The organism is Acidovorax sp. sif0632, from assembly GCF_019218805.1.
Lineage (GTDB): Bacteria > Pseudomonadota > Gammaproteobacteria > Burkholderiales > Burkholderiaceae_C > Acidovorax > Acidovorax facilis.
On the sequence record NZ_JAHUWW010000001.1, the window covers coordinates 912441 to 931027 of the forward strand.

Annotated in this window: 14 protein-coding genes and 1 tRNA gene; 11 read left to right on the forward strand and 4 right to left on the reverse strand. The window is 64.1% G+C overall.

Annotation, left to right across the window (positions count from 1 at the left end; all coding sequences use genetic code 11):
• Positions 1–73 precede the first annotated feature (73 nt).
• Together selD and mnmH are read left to right on the forward strand one after the other, a co-directional pair.
• Positions 74–1144, forward strand: a complete 1071-nt coding sequence (gene selD / locus KW832_RS04145) for a selenide, water dikinase SelD (RefSeq protein ID WP_218298597.1) — start codon at positions 74–76, stop codon at positions 1142–1144.
• A 2-nt stretch (positions 1145–1146) separates the two neighbouring features.
• Positions 1147–2259 (forward strand): tRNA 2-selenouridine(34) synthase MnmH, encoded by a 1113-nt coding sequence (mnmH, locus tag KW832_RS04150; protein ID WP_218298596.1) that lies wholly within the window; start codon positions 1147–1149, stop codon positions 2257–2259.
• Between the two features lie 293 nt (positions 2260–2552).
• Here mnmH and KW832_RS04155 read toward each other — a convergent pair whose 3' ends face one another.
• Positions 2553–3479: a LysR family transcriptional regulator gene (locus KW832_RS04155; protein WP_218298595.1), complete on the reverse strand. Its 927-nt coding sequence runs from the start codon at positions 3477–3479 to the stop codon at positions 2553–2555.
• A 111-nt stretch (positions 3480–3590) separates the two neighbouring features.
• Between KW832_RS04155 and KW832_RS04160 the strand changes: the two genes are divergently transcribed.
• Positions 3591–4796, forward strand: a complete 1206-nt coding sequence (locus KW832_RS04160; protein ID WP_218298594.1) for an alpha-hydroxy acid oxidase — start codon at positions 3591–3593, stop codon at positions 4794–4796.
• Between the two features lie 104 nt (positions 4797–4900).
• Here the strand turns inward: KW832_RS04160 and KW832_RS04165 are convergent.
• Positions 4901–4990, reverse strand: a tRNA-Ser gene (locus KW832_RS04165).
• 231 nt (positions 4991–5221) lie between these two features.
• Between KW832_RS04165 and KW832_RS04170 the strand changes: the two genes are divergently transcribed.
• The 7 genes from KW832_RS04170 (at position 5222) to KW832_RS04200 (ending at position 14857) form a co-directional block, all read left to right on the forward strand.
• A complete protein-coding gene (locus tag KW832_RS04170) occupies positions 5222–5842 on the forward strand; it encodes a hypothetical protein (protein WP_218298593.1) in 621 nt (206 codons plus the stop codon).
• A 110-nt stretch (positions 5843–5952) separates the two neighbouring features.
• Entirely contained in the window at positions 5953–6570 is a 618-nt protein-coding gene (locus KW832_RS04175; protein WP_176888664.1) for a hypothetical protein, read from the forward strand.
• A gap of 94 nt (positions 6571–6664) precedes the next feature.
• Complete coding sequence (locus tag KW832_RS04180; protein ID WP_255577483.1) at positions 6665–9607, forward strand: hypothetical protein; 2943 nt, start codon at positions 6665–6667, stop codon at positions 9605–9607.
• The gene (locus KW832_RS04185) at positions 9604–10245 is read left to right on the forward strand and encodes a tail fiber protein (RefSeq protein WP_218298592.1); all 642 of its coding nucleotides are present in this window, start codon (positions 9604–9606) and stop codon (positions 10243–10245) included. The genes KW832_RS04180 and KW832_RS04185 overlap by 4 nt, the downstream gene beginning before the upstream one ends.
• A gap of 42 nt (positions 10246–10287) precedes the next feature.
• Entirely contained in the window at positions 10288–11697 is a 1410-nt protein-coding gene (locus KW832_RS04190; RefSeq protein WP_218298591.1) for a hypothetical protein, read from the forward strand.
• On the forward strand, positions 11684–12541 hold the full coding sequence (locus tag KW832_RS04195; RefSeq protein WP_255577485.1) for an FkbM family methyltransferase: 858 nt from the start codon (positions 11684–11686) through the stop codon (positions 12539–12541). The genes KW832_RS04190 and KW832_RS04195 overlap by 14 nt, the downstream gene beginning before the upstream one ends.
• The gene (locus KW832_RS04200) at positions 12542–14857 is read left to right on the forward strand and encodes a glycosyltransferase family A protein (RefSeq protein WP_218298589.1); all 2316 of its coding nucleotides are present in this window, start codon (positions 12542–12544) and stop codon (positions 14855–14857) included. It begins immediately after the preceding gene.
• 12 nt (positions 14858–14869) lie between these two features.
• Here KW832_RS04200 and KW832_RS04205 read toward each other — a convergent pair whose 3' ends face one another.
• On the reverse strand, positions 14870–16381 hold the full coding sequence (locus KW832_RS04205; RefSeq protein ID WP_228898519.1) for a protein kinase: 1512 nt from the start codon (positions 16379–16381) through the stop codon (positions 14870–14872).
• Positions 16382–16398: 17 nt separating this feature from the next.
• Positions 16399–17394 (reverse strand): FHA domain-containing protein, encoded by a 996-nt coding sequence (locus tag KW832_RS04210; RefSeq protein ID WP_218298588.1) that lies wholly within the window; start codon positions 17392–17394, stop codon positions 16399–16401.
• 520 nt (positions 17395–17914) lie between these two features.
• On the opposite strand from KW832_RS04210, the gene KW832_RS04215 reads away from it, so the two are divergent.
• Complete coding sequence (locus tag KW832_RS04215; protein ID WP_218298587.1) at positions 17915–18583, forward strand: hypothetical protein; 669 nt, start codon at positions 17915–17917, stop codon at positions 18581–18583.
• The last annotated feature ends 4 nt before the right edge of the window (positions 18584–18587 follow it).

Below are 18587 nucleotides of genomic sequence, written 5' to 3' on the forward strand. Positions count from 1 at the left end.
AATGCGTGGGCAGGCCCTGGTGTTTTTGCGGCCCCGTAATGGTAGTAGCCCGCCGATTCGGGACAATGCGGCCATGACTTCTCCCGACACCCCTCCTGGCATCGCCTCCCCCAGCACCCCCATCCGTCTCACCCAATACAGCCACGGTGCAGGCTGTGGATGCAAGATCAGCCCCAAGGTGCTCGACGTGATCCTGGCGGGCAGCGGCGCCCAGAACCTGGACCCGCGCCTGTGGGTGGGCAATGCCTCGCGGGACGACGCTGCCGTGTACGCGCTGGACGACGAACGCGGTGTGGTGTCCACCACCGACTTTTTCATGCCCATCGTGGACGACCCGTTCGACTTCGGGCGTATTGCTGCCACCAATGCCATCAGCGACATCTATGCCATGGGTGCAGACCCCCTGATGGCCATTGCCATCCTGGGTTGGCCGGTGAATGTGCTGCCGCCCGAGGTGGCACGCGAGGTGGTACGCGGCGGACGCGCGGTGTGCGACGCTGCAGGCATTCCGCTGGCCGGCGGGCATTCGATAGATGCGCCGGAGCCCATCTTCGGGCTGGCCGTGACGGGCGTGGTGGAAAAACGCCACCTCAAGCGCAACGACACCGCCACGGCGGGCTGCCGCCTGTACCTGACCAAGCCGCTGGGGATCGGCATCCTCACCACCGCAGAGAAAAAGGCCAAGCTGCGGCCCGAGGACGTAGGCCGCGCGCGCGACCTGATGTGCACCCTCAACCAGCCCGGCAGCCGTTTTGGCAAGTTGCCGGGCGTCATTGCCATGACCGATGTCACGGGCTTTGGCTTGCTAGGCCACCTGGTCGAGATGGCCGAGGGCAGTGGCCTGACGGCGGTCCTTGACTATGCCGCCGTACCGCGCCTGAGCGGCGTGGAGTACTACCTGGCCGAAGGCTGCGTGCCCGGCGGCACCCAGCGCAACTTCGACAGCTATGGCGCCAGGATTGCGCCGCTGGACGACACGCAGAAGCAACTGTTGTGCGACCCACAGACCAGCGGCGGCTTGTTGGTTGCCGTGGCACCCGAAGGCGAGAGCGATTTTCTGCAAGTGGCAGCCGGGTGTGGCTTGCAGCTTGCGCCCATCGGCCACTTGACCGCGCGACAGGCCTTCGCTGTCGTTTTGGGCTGACCATGGAGAACCTGGCCGACTACCGGCACATCTTTCTGAACGATGTGCCCATGATGGATGTGCGTGCACCCGTGGAGTTTGCCCAGGGGGCTTTCCCTGCAGTGGTCAACCTACCCTTGATGGACGATGCCGAGCGCCAGCAGGTGGGCACCTGCTACAAGCAGCGGGGCCAGCAGGCGGCCATTGCGCTGGGGCACACGCTGGTGTCCGGCGACATCAAGCGGGCGCGCACCCAGGCTTGGGCCGAGTTTGCACGGGCCCATCCGCAGGGCGTGCTCTATTGTTTTCGCGGCGGCTTGCGCTCCCAGATCGTCCAGCAGTGGCTGCAGAGCGAAGCGGGCATCGACTACCCCCGCGTGATCGGTGGTTACAAGGCCATGCGCACCTTCCTGCTGCAGACCACGCAGGCTGCCGCGCAGGAATGCCGGTTTGTAGTGCTTGGCGGGCTCACGGGCACCGGCAAGACCGAGTTGATTGAACAGCTGGCCAGCGGACTTGACCTGGAGCGGTACGCGAACCACCGGGGCTCCAGCTTTGGCCAGCGTGTGAGTGGCCAGCCCGCGCAGATTGATTTCGAGAACCAGCTGGCCATCGACATCCTCAAGAAGCGCGCGGCAGGGCAGCGGCTGTTCGTCGTCGAGGACGAGGGCCGGCATGTGGGGCGCTGCGCTGTGCCGCTGGAGCTGAGGCTGTGCCTGGAGCAGGCCCCGATGGTGTATGTCGACGAGCCCTTTGAAGCCAGGGTCGAGCGCATCCTGCGGGACTACGTGGTCGCGCAGTGCGCCGATTTTTGTGCTGCGCAGGGCGTGGTGCAGGGGTTTGACGCCTTCTCTGCCCGCCTGCTGGAAAGCCTGGACAAACTGCACAAGCGCCTTGGGGGAGATCGTCACCAGCTGCTGCGGGCGACGATGCTCCGCGCCCTGGCCCAGCAGAAGGCGCAGGGCGATGCTGCGCAGCACCGCGACTGGATCACGGCGCTGCTGCGGTGTTACTACGACCCCATGTACGCCTACCAGCGCGAAAGCCGGGCTGACCGCATTGAGTTTCAAGGGGCCTACGGTGAAGTCCTGGCGTATTTGCGGGAACGCTCCGGGCTCTCAAACTGCCAGTCGTAGGGACCCTCTGTACGAATCACCGCGCCGTGTGCATCTGCGGCCTCGGGCGGTCTGCGGCGTTGCAAATACTCGCGCTAGCTACGGCCATTGCTGCGTTTTTGCGCCTTGCAGCCCATCCCGATCCGCAGCCCCCACTTGCCGCTCAATTCGTGCAGAGGATCCCTAGGGATGTCCTGCATAACTCCCTGCGGTCTGTGATAGCGCGGTCTCGGGCAGTCCGCTGCGTTGCTTTTCTTGCCAATAGCCCGGCTATTGGCTGCCAAAAGACGCCTTGCGGCCCCACCCGATCCGCACTACCACCGACTCGCGAGGGTTATGCAGGACATCCCTAGCGCAGGCGACACCGAAAAGTCCACCTCTGCCTGCACCAGGCGTTGCATGGCGGGGATCAGTGCCCGCGCATCACCCCGGCGCCACTGGAAGCTGTACTGCAGCGGCGCTAGTGGCGTGCGTACGCCCGGGGCGCGTAAACCCAGCGGGCCCACCCACCCCGAGGGCAGAAACCCCACACCCACTCCTGCGCGCAGCATGCCCGCCACGGCCCCCAGGCTGTTGCACAGGATGTGCTCGCGGACGGTGACACCTTGCGCCAGCAACCAGTCGTCCAGCAGCCGCGTGGTGCCAGCGCCTGGCGGCAGCGTGACGAGGGGATGCTGCTGCAGCAACGCTTTGATGCCCAGGCGGATGGCGCCCGCCAGCCTGGGTGACAGGGCCCAGGCGAAGCGCGCGGCGCCCACGGGCTGCGATAGCAGTGTGCTGCGCGACGAGCGTCCTGCGATCACGGCGAAGTCCAGTTCGCCGTCGTCCAGGCGGCGCTCCAGCGCCCCGCCCACATCCACGCAAGGTTCCAGAGCCAGGCGTGGGTGCGTTCGCCGCACTGCCGCCACAAAGGTGGGCAGCCACGTGAGCGCAGAGAGGTCGCCCACGCCAAAACGGCAGTGGCCCGCAAGCTCCTCGCGGGAGCCCAGCGTATGGCCCAGCGCCGCCATGGCGTTGAGTACTTCCAGTGCGGCCGGCAGCAGACGCTCCCCCGCCTCGGTGAGCACGGCACGGTGCCCGCTGCGGTCGAACAGCGACTGGCCCAGCGTGGACTCCAGTTCGCTGATGCGTTTGGACAGCGACGAGACCGACAGGTGCACCCGCTCCGCTGCCGTGGCGAAATTGGCGCAGGTGGCCGCCCACCAGAAGGCTTCAAGTTGTTTGACCGAGGGATGGGGCATGTGCAGAGATATTGGCAAAAAGCGAACAAAGTCATTCTAAATATTCCGCTTTTATTCACTGATACGGAAATCTACAGTGGCGCTGATCCCTCAACGCAATGACCATCTGCCATGCCCGTCTCCACTGCTACGCCGTCTACCACCGCGCCGCGCTCGCCTGCTGTATTGCGCCGCATGCTGTCGCTGCACGACTTTGAGGACGCCGCGCGCAGGCGTCTGCCCCGGCCCATCTTCGGGTACATCGCCGGTGCGGCGGAGGACAACGCCTCGCTGCGCGACAACCGCGCGGCGTTTGGAGACTTTGCCTTCGTGACGCGGGTCCTGCGAGACGTATCGCAACGGTCGCAATCCGTCGAGCTGTTTGGCGAACGCTACAGCAGCCCTTTCGGGATAGCGCCCATGGGCATCAATGCGCTGTCCACCTACCGGGGCGATCTTGTGCTGGCGCGTGCTGCACGGCGCATGGGCATTGCGTCTGTGATGAGCGGTACGTCGCTGATTCCGATGGAAGACGTGGCCCGCGACAGCCCGGGCACCTGGTTCCAGGCCTACCTACCTGGCGATCAGGCACGCATTGATGCGCTCATCGACCGCGTGGAGCGTGCGGGTTTTCGCACCCTCGTCGTCACGGTGGATATCCCCATCTCCGCCAACCGTGAGAACAACATCCGCACGGGTTTCTCCACACCCTTGCGCCCCAGCCTGCGTCTGGCATGGGATGGTCTCGTTCGGCCGCGTTGGGTGGCGGAAACCTTTTTGCGCACGCTGCTGCGCCACGGCATGCCGCACTTTGAAAATTCGTTCGCCACGCGCGGTGCGCCCATTGTTTCTTCCACGGTCCTGCGCGACTTCTCGGCGCGCGACCATTTGAGCTGGCGCCACATTGAGGCCATTCGCCGCCGCTGGAAGGGGCCCTTGGTCGTGAAAGGCCTGCTCAGCGTGGAGGACGTGCTGCAGGCACAGCGTACGGGTGCGGATGGCGTTGTGTTATCCAACCACGGGGGGCGCCAGCTCGACGGGGCCGTATCGCCCATGCGCGTGCTGGAAGACGTGGTCGCGGCCGTGGGCCCGAGCTACCCGGTGCTGGTGGATGGGGGCTTTCGGCGCGGCTCCGACGTGCTCAAGGCCATCGCGCTGGGTGCGCGCCTGGTTCTGGTGGGCCGACCCTTCAACTATGCCGCCGCCGTTGCCGGTGAAGCGGGGGTGCTCCACGCAATCACCCTGCTGCGCGACGAGGTCGATCGCAACCTCGCCATGCTCGGCGCCACGGGTTGCAGCGAACTGGGACCCCAGCACATCGCGCGCCAGAGAATCTGAGGGATGGATTACAAGGGACGGCGGTGGTGTCGCCCTTGTCCGTTCACGATGCGCCAAAGAAAAAGCCCTGCGCTATCGATTAAATAGCATCAGGGCTTTGTCAGTGGCGGAGAGGGTGGGATTCGAACCCACGGTAGTGTTGCCACTACGCCTGATTTCGAGTCAGGTACATTCGACCACTCTGCCACCTCTCCTGTGTGTCGAAGCCTGCGATTATAGCCAGATTTTCAGGGACACCAGCGCCTCTCTCTATCTTCCACGCCAAATGCGGTCGCTTGCCGTGGGCCAGCGCGCGCCGTCTGGTGGAGCTCCTGCCTGTAATTGCCTGTAATCGCTTTGCTTTGCGGGCCTGCCTACAGTCGCATCACTGCTTCAAAAACGCAGTGCCAAGCAACCCAGCGACAGGACATCAGGTAGGAGTCCCCATGGATATCAAGCTGCGATTTGTGAACCAGTCCCGCGACGGCAATAAGTCGGAGGTGGTGATGTATCAGAAGAACCAGCTCACCGGCATGGCCTCGCTGGCAATGGCCTGGAAGGTGATCCGGTTCTGCGGACGTGACTGTTACCACCCCTTTGTTTTCCCAGCGGGTTTCGAAGTGGGCGTTGCCGATGAGTACGGCAATTTTTCACCCCGCATGGCCGCAGAAAACGGCCAGATGCTCAGGCTGGAGTCCACCGCATCGGGGGGGCGACGCCTGCGGCGTGCGGGGCTGGCCAGTGCCTCCAATGAGCTCGATGTGCTCAACGACCTGGGCCAGGGCGCGGTCAATATCTGCGTCTTCAGGGATGGCCGGATGGTGGGCATGAAGACTGCCGTCACACCTGGCCAGAAGGCCGTGTTCCAGTACCAGCCGGTGCTGTGGATTGGCGTTGCATCCCAGGTGGCGCAGGGCGTGGCGATCAGCTCTGCAGTCATGAGCAATGCGAACACGGAACTGTCGCTGTTGGGCATCGCCAGCGCAGACATCGTGATGTCGGGCGGTGGGCCAGGCGAGGGCTCCACCCCCTACGAATTCAATCTTGAAAACATCGTGCAGATCTGACCATCCGGGCAGGTCCGCAACCACAGAGTTCGCTTCTCGGGCTTCAAGGCCGGGGGGCAAACGGGCAACGCATGGCGTGTTGCCACCACTTTCACCAACAGGAGAAACTCATGGGCGTTCAACTCAATTTCATCAACAACTCCAACGACACGAACAACTCGGAGGTCGTGATATTCCAGAAGAATGTCGCCACCAATTTTGACGAACTGGCGGTGGCCTGGCAGGTCATCAAGTACTGTGGCCAGGGCGACAACCATCCGTTCACCTTCCCTATGGGCATGCAGGTGGGGGCCAGCGACAGCTACGGCAATTACACGCCGCAGTTGGATGCCCAGAACGGCGAGCTGTTCCAGATGTCCCTGACCACCTCTGGCGACCGGCTCGTGCGCGCAGGCAATGGCAGCAGCTCCAGGGAAGTGCAGGTGCTCAATGCGCTTCCCAAAGGCGCCATCAACGCCAGCTGCTACAAGGATGGGAAGCTCCTGGCCATCAAGACCTCGATCGCGCCCCAGCAAAAGGCAGTGTTCGAGTTCAAGCCCACCATCTGGATTGGCGTGGCCTCCCAGATCGTGCAGGGCCAGGTCATGAACTCGGCCATCATCTCCAACATCAACACCGAGCTGTCCCTCCTGGGCATTGCCAGCGCGGACATTGTGATGACGGGTGGCGGCCCTGGCGCCAACTCGACGCCGTTCGCGTTCAACCTCGAAAACATTGTGATGTGCTGAAGCGGTGCGTCGGTGCGGGGGGGGGCTGTTGAGCGCCCCCGCGCCGATGCTCCGTAGCTCTCCCCGTCCACCCAGGAAGCAAGCCGTGAACGAAATGGTCCAAAGAAGATGGAGCGCCATGGATGGCTGCCTGATCTTCGACATCACCATCAACCGTGCACCCCACGACGATGTCCCCTCCTGTGTTAGCGTGTCCTGCAGTTCGGGGGAGTCGGAGCGCCAGCGGGTCACCGTCACCAGACACTGGCCCGCACAGCCGTTTGAATTCAGATTCTCCTCGGGCTGCTATGTGTCGGGCTACCTGCAGCAAAAAACGCCGGTGCACATCGACGGCGTCCCCAATACGGCCATCTTTGCCGACATCCACTATGGAATGCGAGGGCAGGCGGATGACCACCACTTTGAAGGCCTCATGGCAGCGTGCCCCATGCGTGGGCCCCTTCCGCCCCCTCAGCCTCCCAGTCCATTGCCGCCTGTTCCCACGCCGGTGCCGCCAGCCCCGCCGGTCGATCCCGTCGAGCCGCTGCCTGTCCTCAACAGCCATCCGGAGGAGCTGTTTCCTTACGTGTACGTGCGCCGCTGGCCCAAGATCTCAGCCTCGGATCTTTTGCATGGCTTTGTCCAGTACGCCAGTGCCAGCCCTCCTTGCTGCAGTTTCTTTGAGGACCTGGTAGCGGCACGCGCCCAAGGCCGTGAAGCCGTGCAGTCACTGGCGCTGCGGTTCATTGACGGAGATGCCCCTTACCAGGGGCTCTTCATCGGAGACCTGGACAGCCTTCCCGGGCCCATGGGCCCGTTTGCGTCCTTGCTGGAGCAATTGCCCGCGCCTCATGACAAGCCGCTTGAGTGGCTGGCGACCGCCCGTGCAGAAGTCGTGCAGTTGCTGCAGCGGTACGCCCTGACCTGGAGCTGTTTGGAATCTGGAAACTACCTGCAGACCTTGGACAGGGTCTGGCAGAGTTACTTCGCCCTGGTCATCACCCTGGGGTATGACGCTGCCTTGCTGGATGGGTTGACCCGCACCTTGCAGATGGCCCATCTGATCGCGGTGGCATTGCAGCCCAAAGCCCAGGACATAGCTGCAGTCGGCGCCGCATCAGAGACGCCAGCGCCCTTGCAGCCGGCCCCCATCAGTGCCGCCCAAATTGCATTGCTGCGCGAGGCCACTGTGGTGCTGCCGGCCCAGGTTTTTCCTTTGCCACCGGCTCGCACTGCAGAAAGATCTCCGCCCGTGGCCCCCGACGGTTGGATCGAGCCCTATGCCATTGGCGACTTGCAGATGGTGCGCCAGCGCCTTCTGCGCTACCAAAGCGGAGAGATCGCACGCATAGAAAACGTGATGCGCGGTGAGCGCCGGGAGGTCACGCACAAACGCACCCACCGGCAAAAGGATGAGCAAAAGCAGACGCTGGCCGAGATGCAGGTCCTGCAAAACGATGCGGCGGACGAACGCAGCAATCTGCAGGAAGAGTCTCGCAAGACCGTGGCCGAGGCGACCGAGACCCACCAGTACAACAAGTTCACCAGCAGCTACGGCCCTCCCACGCAGGCCACCCTGGATGGCTCCTGGACCAAGGCCGTGCAGCAAGGCGCCAACCCGGGGCTGGACGACACCACCCGCTTTGCACGCGACATCCTGAACAAGACGGTCAACCGCATCAGCCGCAGTGTCAGCCACACGCGCTCCAGCAGCACGATGAGCCAGACCGAAGATGCGGTGGTCAGCCTGATCGACAACACCTCGGGCACCCAGAATATGCGCGCCGTGTTCCGCTGGGTGAACAAGGTGTACGAGGCGTGCGTTGTGAACTACGGCCGGCGGTTGATGACGGAGTTCATGGTGTGCCAGCCCGCAGCGGGCTTCATTGCGCAGGAGCAGGCGCTGGCGGGGCAGGACTTCGCCAAGCCGCTGTCTCCGCTGCAAATGGGAGTGGCCACCTTCGAGGACATCAAGGTGGACGGCCCGCGCAACTACGCACAGCTCGGGGCCTACTATGGTGTGCTGGATCTGGATCCGCCCCCGCTGGCAGAGCGCTTCGCCTCGGCCACACTGCGCAACGGTGAAGAAAAGCAGATCGCCGTCCCCGCAGGGTACGGCGCTACCCAGGCCTTTGTCAGCTGGGTTGGAGCGTCCCCTGGCCAACAGGCGCCTGTCGTGCTGGTGGGGCGGCAAACCGTGACCCCAGGCGCTGCGGCCAGTCCCGTGGCGCTTCACGGAGAGGACGAAACCGTGCCGGTGTCCGTGATGGACTATCCACCCGGCTTCTCGCCACCCGGCGACCAACCGTTGCAGGTCAACGTGGAGATCGGCTGCGCGCCTTCCAGTCGATGCATGGACCAGTGGCGCATCCGTACCTACGCCAGCATCGTGCGTGGCTATCAGGAGCGGATGGCGGCATACCATGGCCGCGCCCAAGGCGGCGCGCCATCGTCTCCCGCACCGGCCTGTTCGCCGCTGGCCCGTCGGCAGATCGAGCAGCGTGAGTTGAAGAATGCCTGTCTGCGCCTGTTGCTGGAACGCCTGCTGACCCTGACTGGCATGTCCGCAGGTGCCGCGTGGGGGTCTCCGCCATCGCAATTCATGGTCAATGAGCCCCGCTATCTGCAGTTCTTCGACGAAGTGCTGGAGTGGAATGAAATGGCCTACAGCTTCTATGCCAGCCCTGGCCTGGGCGCTGCGGGCGGGGTGCCGGAGCTGGGGAGCCTTGCGGCCGACGACGATGCCTTGTTCGCCAGTTTCTTGCAGGCTGGTCAGGCGCGCGTGCTGCTGCCCGTGCAGCCAGCGCATGTCCTGGCCTTTCTGTATTTTTATTCGGCGGGCATGCTCTGGAGCGCCCCGGATCGGCTTGCCCCCGTCAATGCGGACGACATCGCACTGCTCAACGACCTCAAGCATGCAGGGCCCCGGCAACAGAGTCCTGCGCACCGCCTGGGGCCGTGCTGGCAGGTGGTGGTGCCTACCTCCATGCAGGTGCTGGATGCGCCGGGCGACGAGGGGGGGGTGGACCTGCCCGCCCTTGGGGGGGCTGCACCATGATCGTGGTACCGGGGGCAGCCAGCCCCTTCTTCCGTCGGCCAGCTTTTGGCGACCTCCCCGTGGGTTCGGTGACGGCGTTTGCTGGCACGTTGGGGCCGCCCGACAGCGCGAGCCCTGCTGCTGCGGTGAGCCCAGCCGCATACACCACCAACCCCCTGGAGGCGTGGGGATGGATGGTTTGCGATGGCCGATCGTTGCCCTGTGTGGACTACCCCGAACTGTTTGCCGTGCTGGGCTACGTGTATGGCGGTGCTGACGACAGCTTCAACATCCCCGACTACCGTGGTTACTTTCTTCGCGGTATTGGCATGGGCACCCGCAACGATCCGGACATCGACCAACGCAGCCAGCCGCCTGGCGGCCAGGGTGCGAGCGATGGTGTGGGTTCCATCCAGCCGTTTGCCGTACAGACGCATGAGCACACCTACAGCAGCGCACCAGCCCCTTCGGCCACCTCCCCCAGTGGAACAGCAGCAGGCGCGCCCAGCGTCGCCAGCACGCTGACCACGGGTGGTCCGGTTGCGGGCGCGGGCCAGGCGCAGGCGGTGCAGGTGAGCCCGAACGAGACGCGCCCCCTCAATGTGTACGTCAACTACCTCATCAAGTTCACCTACGGACTGCTCCCGCTTTTGAGATGACCGCGCACGTGTCCCCAGAACCCTTTCCAAGGAGAAAATTGCATGGCATACACCAACGTCCAATTCATCGGCTACGTGCTCGACACGGCGCCCCAGGTGAACCCCGACGGATCCAAGACCTATCTGGGGTTGAACGATCCAAAGCTCGACATTGAAGCGCGCTGCGATGTGATGTTGCGCGCCATGCAGACGGCCCGGGATGCGCTTCCGCAGGCGTCTCCACCGACACCCGAGGGTGAAACCCTGAAGGTCTTCGTGGCCCCCGAGTTCTTTTTTCGAGGTGCCTCGGGGGCTTACCAGATGGATGATGTCCAACGCGCCATTACCTCCTTGCAGCGCATGGCGGCCGATGACCAGTGGGTGGACTGGGTGTTTGTGTTCGGCACTATTTTGGGCGCGTCGTCGGCCACCCAGCAGACGCCGCCGTACGACATCGACCCACTCGCGAGCACCGAGATCTACAACTTTGCGCTGGTGCAGCAAGGGGGCGTGGCGGCGCAGGGCGATGCGGGGGCGCGGATGGTGATGAAGGAGTTGATGTCGGGGGTTGATTTCATCGCCACTGCCGTGAATCCGGGCGGCCTGTTGCTGGGCGACGTGGAATACTGGCCTGCATCGACCGGCGGTGGGCTGGGACGTGAGCAGCAAGAGGTCAACTATGACGGTGCCGGCGTGTTCGAGTTGGCAGGCATCACCTGGGGGCTGGAGGTCTGCCTGGACCACAGCGGCACGGTGCGCCGACTACAGAGGTCGCCGCAATTGCCGGGCCAGAAGCTGATTCAGCTGCAGGTGGTGCCATCGTGTGGCATGGGCATCCAGGCGCCGAGCGTGATCACGCAGGCGGGCGGCTATGTCTTCAATTGCGATGGCTCGGGCGCGGCAAGCCACTCCACCTTGGTGCAGCAGGTGCCACCGTTGGCCAATGTGCCCGTGCTTTGCAGTGCGCCGGTCAGTGATGCCGATGTCGCGCTGCAAAGCACCTCGCCGGTGGAGGATGTTGCTCTCAGTGCCCTCTACGCCAGGGGGCCGGGCGTGGTCAATATCTATCCGGCACTGGCCTTGCCTGCACAGCAGGTGGTGGTCGGCAACATCGTATTCCTCGACTGGCCCGCCAGCCCCGACTACCGTTTCATCTTCCAGCTGGTCTACAACAGCAGTGGCAGCTTCGTGACGCTGGTGTGCGAGATACGCAGCAAGAAGGCCAACTTCTACGGAAACAACTATTTCCTCCCGCTTTCGCTGCAGACGCAGGACTCCTGGAAACAGGATGTGCGCATCCAGATGACCATGGCGGCGGGCAGCAGCCCCTATGCTGGTGCCGTGTGGTGCAAGATCAACGTGCCCGGATTCATCTTTGAAGGCAATGCCTTTGAGTTCAGTGCCACGTATGACGGCCCCGCGCCGTTCACCATCTGGCAGTCTACGGATGGCGCGGGCGATGACAACCTGTGACCCTGGCGCCGAGAGCGCACTGCAAGCACTGAGCGTGTCGGTGGGCCCGCAGGCCTTCCTGGTGCGCGCCAATGCGGCCCGGTGCGCGTTCTGGCACCGGGTGCAGGCCGGCGCGTGGGAGCCGCAAACCTTCGAGGTCTTCCGGCGTTTTCTGCAACCAGACCGCTCCTACATTGACCTGGGTGCCTGGATCGGCCCTACGGTGCTCTATGGCGCGACGCTGTCGCGCAGCGTGCATGCCCTGGAGCCTGACCCGGTCGCCTTTGCAGAGCTGGACCGCAACGTGCAAGCCAACCCTGGGCTGTGCAAAAAAATCCATCTGTACTCCTTCGGCATTGGCGCCGAGTCCGGTCCGCTGCAACTCTATGCCGGTGGCCTTTACTACGCAGGGCACAGCGAGTTCGGGGACAGTATGTCGGGCATGTTGGCCGCGCCGGATGTGCCTGGCCAGCCTTGCCACGAGGCGCGTGGTGTGGACATGGAGCGCTTTCTGGACATGTATGCCGGGAAGGACTGCAACTTCATCAAGATGGACATAGAGGGTGGTGAATACGCTGTGATCCCCGGCCTCTGGCGCCGCCTGTGGCGTTGTGGCCCGCCCACCCTTTGTGTGTCTTTCCATGCTCCGGAAATCGCCCGGCGCGAGTCCTTGGTGCGGGCCTGCATCGAAGAGCTGCTGCTGTGTTACCCGCGCTTTTATGCGGCTGCCGACACCAAGGCCGTTGCGCTCGAAGAACTGGCGGACGCGGTGCATGACTGGGCCGACGAAGCCCCTGGCAGCCCCTGGCGCAAGCTGGAAGCGCTGCTGGGAGCGGGCCTGGTGGCGACCAGTGAGGAGTGGTGAATGACTGCTGCACCAGATCGCCAGATCCTGATTGGGGTGCATGTGACAGGGGCGGGCGAAGGCCTGGCCGCCACGCTGTCCAGTGTTTTCGAGAACACGCCGCTGCCCTTCGGGCTGCGGATATTGCCGGACAGTGCCGCCGCATCCCGGGCCCCGGGTTTGCTGCAGTTGCGGCTTGCCCCTGTGTCTATGGTGCAGCGGCCCAGCCCGGCGCAGCCGGGGGCCGCTGCCTGCTTCAACCAGCTGGTGAGCGAGCCTGCCGACATCTATGTGTTTCTGGAAAACGGCGTGCGGGTCTGCCCCGGCTGGCTGGAGCTGCTCTTGGCCGCGCTGGACAGCGACGCCAGCCATGGCTTGGCGGGCCCCTCCACCAACCGGGGGTGGAATGAACAGGCCGTGGCACCAAACTGTGGCAGCACCCAGGAAGCGCTGTGGGACCAAGCGGACACCTTGCTGGCGCACTATGGCAATGCCTGGGTACCCCTGTCACCTCTGCACAGTCTGGCGGACTTCTGCTATGTGGTGAAGAACGAGGTGGTGGCCGCCATTGGCGCAGCGGACACGGCGTACACGCAAGGCCCATGCTGGGAGATGGACTACAACGTGCGCGCCGCCCGCGCCGGCTTCCTGGGTGTTTGGGTGCAGGGCGCCTTTGTGCACCGTGCGCCCCGCTGCGCGGTGCTGGCGCCTGTCCACGATGGACTGCTGGAGGCGAACAAACGGCTGTACCAGGACCGGTTCTGTGCCTGGCGCCGCGAGAGCCACCTGCAGGCGCCGCCCTACCACGGCCACTGCGTGGGAGACGATTGCCGCTACTTTGCCGTGCCCGAGCAGATGCGTATCTTCGTGCCACTGCCTGGCAATGTGGAACCCGCACCACTGGTGCCTGCGGCCACCGCATTACCTTTGCTGAGCTGTGTCATGCCCACGCGGGGGCGGGCGGCCTTTGTTGCGCAGTCGATCCGCTACTTCCAGCGGCAGGACTATCCCGCGCTGGAACTCATCATCGTCTACGAGGATGAGTCCGACCTCCCTGCTGGCATTGATGACCCGCGCATCCGCTGCATCCGAATGCCGGCCCGCACCAGCATCGGCGCCAAGCGCAATGAAGCGGTCCGCGTGGCGTGGGGCGAACTGATCGCGCATTGGGACGATGACGACTGGTATGGCGCGCAGCGCCTGAGCCGCCAAGCCGCGCCCATTTTGCACAACCTGGCGGATGTCACCGGGCTCAACGACATGCTGTTCATGGCCCGGCCGCTGGCGGAGTTCTGGGCCAGCAGCCGGGCACTGTTTCGCCGGTTGTTTGTAGAAAACGTGAGCGGCGGCACTTTGGTTTTCCGGCGCAGCCTGTGGGAGCATCATGGGCGGTATCCCGATACCTCGCTGCGGGAGGATGCGGATTTCCTGCTGAAGACCCTGCGGGGCGGTGCGCGGCTGTGCCGCATCTCGGGGCGTTCGCTGTGCATCTATGTGCGCCACGATGGGAACACCTGGAAGTTCAAGGAAGGCCATTACCTGCAGCAGGCCGCCTGGACCCTGGTGCCTGCCCCGGAATGCCTGTCGGACGATGATCGCGATTTCTACTTTCCTGCCGCCCCCGGTGGCACAGGCGACACTGTTGGCGCTGTTGGCGCAGTTGGCACAGAGGGCTCGCCGACGCCCGCGATGCCGCTGGTGTCGTGCATCATGCCCACCGCAGACCGGCGTGAGTTTGTGCCCCAGGCCATTCGGAACTTTCTGGCGCAGGACTATGAGCCCCGCGAACTGATCGTGCTGGACGACGGGCGCGACAGCGTCGCCGATCTGATCCCATCGCACGGCAGCATCCGATACCTGCGCCTGGACCGCAAATCCACCCTTGGTGCCAAGCGCAACATGGCCTGCGAGTTGGCGCGCGGCGAGGTGATTGCACACTGGGACGACGACGACTGGATGGCGCCCACCTGGCTCAGTTCGCAGGTCAAGGCCTTGCGCGGCCAGGGGGCCGACATCTGCGGCCTGGACAAGGTGTTCTTCTATGCGCCAGACGCGCGCCGGGCCTGGCAGTATGTGTATGACGGGCGCACACCCTGGGTGTGTGGGGGCACGCTGTGTTACCTGCGCGAGTTCTGGCGCAGTGCGCCGTTCGCCGATATCGATGTGGGGGAGGACAACGCTTTTGTCTGGTCGGTGCGGGACAAGCGCATTGCCACCAACCCGGACCAGCACCTGTATGTGGCCCGCGTCCACGACCGCAACACCAGCCCCAAAGACACATGGAACCGGCGCTGGCACAGTTACCCGGTGGAGCATGTCGAGAGGCTCATTCGCTGACTCTGTTCAGGCCTACTGGAGGGTGACGGGTGCCAGCCGGTACACCGGCTCGGGTTCCGGCGGGTGGGTCTTGCTGGTGCTGGCGTAGGCCTCCATTTTCACGCTGCCAGCCAGCTCATGGTGCGCGCGGTGGCTCAGCAGAACGGTTCCGGGGCCTGCCAGGCTGTTCAGGTGCAGCGTCACGTTGGCCGCGTGGTGGCTGTCCAACGGCTCACCGTGGGCTTGCAGGGTGGCCGTGTGCATGCTCCCTGATATTTCCAGGCGCACGCCATGCTGCACCTCCAGCATGCGGCTTCTTCGTTGCACCCGGATGCACAGGTCCTGTGCCAAGGCTGCTGCCTGCTGCAGGTTCTGTGCGCTGCTGGGGCCCTGCTCGAAGTGGAACAGCATGCAGTCTCCCAGCGTCCCCGCGCCATGGCCCTGGCCCGACTGCACGGCGTTGGCGCACCAGCGCAGCTGCTGCTCGCGAATCTCCTGCAGGTCGGACAGGGCCAGGGAAGCATCGCGGGCGGGGTACAGGCGCAGGGTCAGGCACAGGATGGCGCGCGAAGGAGCATCGACGTTCTGCGACCTGGGACGTTCCAGCGAATCCATGGTGGCCTGCTGCGCCTGGCCGGATGTGGACGGATCTGCAGGGCTTGGCCCTGCCGCATGGCTGGGTGGGCGAAGCTGGCGCACCTGCGCCGCGCACTGGGCAAGGTCACCGTACAGTTGCGCGGCATCGGCGGTACGCCGGCGCACGTCCTTTTGCAAGGCCCGCTGGAGCAGCGCGGCCAGCGGACTGCCCTCTAGTTCCTCTGGCAAGGCGACGATATCTGTGCTCAGCTGGCGCTGCAGCACCTCTGTCAGGCTGGCGCCCTGGATGCTCGGTCGTGCGCTCAGGCACTCCACGAACATCAAGGCCCAGGCATAGATGTCGGTGGCGGGCCCGCACACCTCGCCGCGCAGCTGTTCGGGTGCGCAGTAGGCGGGCGTGCCCTCGGCTCCCGCGGTGAACTGGGGTTCTCCGTGGTGGCTGGCAAGCCCAAAGTCCAGCACCTTGGCGTGCAAGGTGGTGCCGCTGGAGATCACCATCACGTTCTCTGGCTTCAGGTCGCGGTGCACGATATGGTGGGCATGCAGGAAAGCCAGGGCATCGAGCAGCTGCGCCATCAGCCCCACCGTGTCCGGCAATGAGAGCCGGCCCTGGCGCTGCAGGAATTCGCGCAGCGTTTCGCCAGTCACGTACTCCAGCACGGCAAACGGCACGCCCTCCTGGGCCAGGCCTTTATCGATGAGCCGGACCACATGGATGTGGTGCAACAAAGACAGCACCCGGGTTTCCTGGTGCAGCCGCTGCTGCACACGCCGCCGGTTGGCGGGATCGCGCGCGGCTGGGGTGCTCGGAATCTTGATGGCCACGAACTGGCCGGTGCTGCGCTGCCGGGCCTTGAAAACCTGGCCCGATGCGCCCTGGCCCAGCAAACCCAACGATTGATAGCCCGGCACACCCACGGGAAAACCGTGCGTGGGCACTCGTGTCATTGCGATGGGGGGCAGGCTCAGGCCGCAAGCGACTCTTCAGCGTGGATGGGGCTGATCATGGCCAAGGGGTCGAAATCGGCTTCCCGCTGTGTACCCCGTGTGATGCTGAAACGCAGGCAACCAAAGCGCAAGGAGCCACGGCGCCTTTCGATCAGCTCGGGGACATGGGAGTCGCCGGGCATGGCCAGTGCAAGTTGCTTGCGCATGCGGAAGATCTGGATGTTGAGGTGCCCGGGCTCCACACCCAGCATCTTCGCCAGGCGCTCCAGCTCGACCCAGCCATGGGCCTGGCTGTCCCGGTGGCGCTGCGCATCGGCCCATCGCAAACGTGCCAGCGTCAGCAGTGCGTAGTGGTGGGTGCGCTCGCCCAGGTCGAACTGCCGGTCTCCCTCCTGCACCTGCAGGCGCACATGCTCCTCATCCAGGCTGACGTTGAAATGCAGGCTCGTGCGTGGACGAATACACGGCGCTGCGCCAACCATGGCCTCCATGGTCGATGTGACCTCCTGCGCCGCAAGGAAGCACCAGGCCTGGTTGGAAAATCGGACCTCGTCGCCGTCTTCCAGCACCCAGCTGCCCTGGGGCGTGGTACATATCCACCGGCCTTGCTCGGCGCAGTGGATGGACACTTCGGCATGCTGGCCCTGGGGCAGCAGGTTGGACCGCTCCAGCGGCACGGGAGCGCTGTCGTGCCCCAGCGGCCAGAGCAGATTGGCGGGGGCTGCAAGGTCTTCCACAACCCAGCCAGAGCCGTCGTCACGCCCGAAGCCGATGGTGCTTCCCACGCGGAGTGCAAAGGCTCCGCTATGGGACAGCAGCTCGCCATCGAGCAGGGTTCCGTTGCGGCTGTGGTCGTGCAGTTCCCAGGTGCTGCCTGTCCAGCGGATCGATGCATGCAGTTGCGAGGCATCCGGGTTTTCCAGCAAGGTGTCCGAGGAACGGCCTCGCCCAAACACGTGAAGTGTTCGCAAATGGATCTTGCGCTGTGTTGCGCGGTTTTTCAGGATTGCCATCAGTCAGTCCCTCATTTTTTCTTCGTCACACCTTGCGGCGCGGTTTCCTTTGGCCCCGCGCATGGCTGAATGTGATGCCTCGCAGCCCGTGGCATGCCGCTGTGCAGCGGACGCCGGTTTCCTGTCCGGGCGTTCGCCAAGAATTCCCGATGCAGCCCAATGAGTGTGTTGGCGCTGTCCTCCCCACGCAACTACCAAATCTGGTAGTTAACGTTCTGCTTGCAATTGCGCGGGATATCAACGGCGTGACGCCCCGTTGCAAGGCATCGCGCAGCCCAGCCGTTCAACTGATTTTTGACCCCGCTGTTTGCAGGGCCAGGTAGTTTTGGGATTGACTGCAGCGGCACGACGGTGCAAAGAATCTGCTCCCCAGGCCGGCTGCAGACTGGTGTGCAGAGCGGTGGGTCAGTACCTGTGATGGCGTGTAATGGGCTGTAATCGCCAAGCGAGAAAAGGGTCTCCACAATTTATCGAGCGAGATGCGCTTGCCATCCGCACCGATCCATTGACGGAGAAAACCATGCCTTACCTGTCTGACACTCAACGCAATTTGCTGGCTCCTGCGGGCCAGCCACATCCTCGCAACGGTGCCACGGTGCCAACCTCGCAGCAGGCGCCCTTTGTGAACGCCGCCTGCTGGGGTTGGGCGTTGAATGGTGAATACGTGAATGCCGACGACCCCTACGCAGCCACCACCATCTATACCTCGGACAACGGCGCCTTCGTGTTCAATGCCGAGCGTGTTCCCACCGGTCTGAATGCGGATTTTTTTGCGGTCACCGATGTGATTTTTCCGCAGACGATGCCGTATCACACCACACTGGCCGCCAATTTTGCCAACGCACTGGGTGGCAATGTGGCAGCGCAGGACGCCTGCCGTTTTGCCCTGATGAAGCTCACGGCAGAAGTCAATGGGCACACGGTGTTGCCCGACAACGGCTCTGCGGTCTACACCATGGTCATGAAGTCGCCGAGCTGGTACGGCTGGTGCCATTGGGGGATCGGCATCCAGGGGGCAGGCGGTGGGGACACTACCTACCAGCAAAAGGTCAACGGCAGCGTCCTGAACCCCAACACCCTGCAATACAACTGCGGCGTTATGTGGGATGAAGGCCAGCCGCTGACCACGACGATCCGCATTGATGGCCTGTTGCAAACGCAGGTCGACATGCTCAACCGCGTGGTGTGACGCC

Bases quoted from the DNA above. Each gene is read 5' to 3' on its own strand.
- KW832_RS04215 (WP_218298587.1), top strand. From the start codon at position 17,915: ATGCCTTACCTGTCTGACACTCAACGCAATTTGCTGGCTCCTGCGGGC.
- KW832_RS04180 (WP_255577483.1), top strand. From the start codon at position 6,665: ATGGTCCAAAGAAGATGGAGCGCCATGGATGGCTGCCTGATCTTCGAC.
- KW832_RS04200 (WP_218298589.1), top strand. From the start codon at position 12,542: ATGACTGCTGCACCAGATCGCCAGATCCTGATTGGGGTGCATGTGACA.
- KW832_RS04155 (WP_218298595.1), bottom strand. From the start codon at position 3,479: ATGCCCCATCCCTCGGTCAAACAACTTGAAGCCTTCTGGTGGGCGGCC.
- KW832_RS04210 (WP_218298588.1), bottom strand. From the start codon at position 17,394: ATGGCAATCCTGAAAAACCGCGCAACACAGCGCAAGATCCATTTGCGA.
- KW832_RS04205 (WP_228898519.1), bottom strand. From the start codon at position 16,381: ATGACACGAGTGCCCACGCACGGTTTTCCCGTGGGTGTGCCGGGCTAT.
- KW832_RS04195 (WP_255577485.1), top strand. From the start codon at position 11,684: ATGACAACCTGTGACCCTGGCGCCGAGAGCGCACTGCAAGCACTGAGC.
- selD (WP_218298597.1), top strand. From the start codon at position 74: ATGACTTCTCCCGACACCCCTCCTGGCATCGCCTCCCCCAGCACCCCC.
- KW832_RS04170 (WP_218298593.1), top strand. From the start codon at position 5,222: ATGGATATCAAGCTGCGATTTGTGAACCAGTCCCGCGACGGCAATAAG.
- KW832_RS04185 (WP_218298592.1), top strand. From the start codon at position 9,604: ATGATCGTGGTACCGGGGGCAGCCAGCCCCTTCTTCCGTCGGCCAGCT.
- mnmH (WP_218298596.1), top strand. From the start codon at position 1,147: ATGGAGAACCTGGCCGACTACCGGCACATCTTTCTGAACGATGTGCCC.
- KW832_RS04160 (WP_218298594.1), top strand. From the start codon at position 3,591: ATGCCCGTCTCCACTGCTACGCCGTCTACCACCGCGCCGCGCTCGCCT.
- KW832_RS04190 (WP_218298591.1), top strand. From the start codon at position 10,288: ATGGCATACACCAACGTCCAATTCATCGGCTACGTGCTCGACACGGCG.
- KW832_RS04175 (WP_176888664.1), top strand. From the start codon at position 5,953: ATGGGCGTTCAACTCAATTTCATCAACAACTCCAACGACACGAACAAC.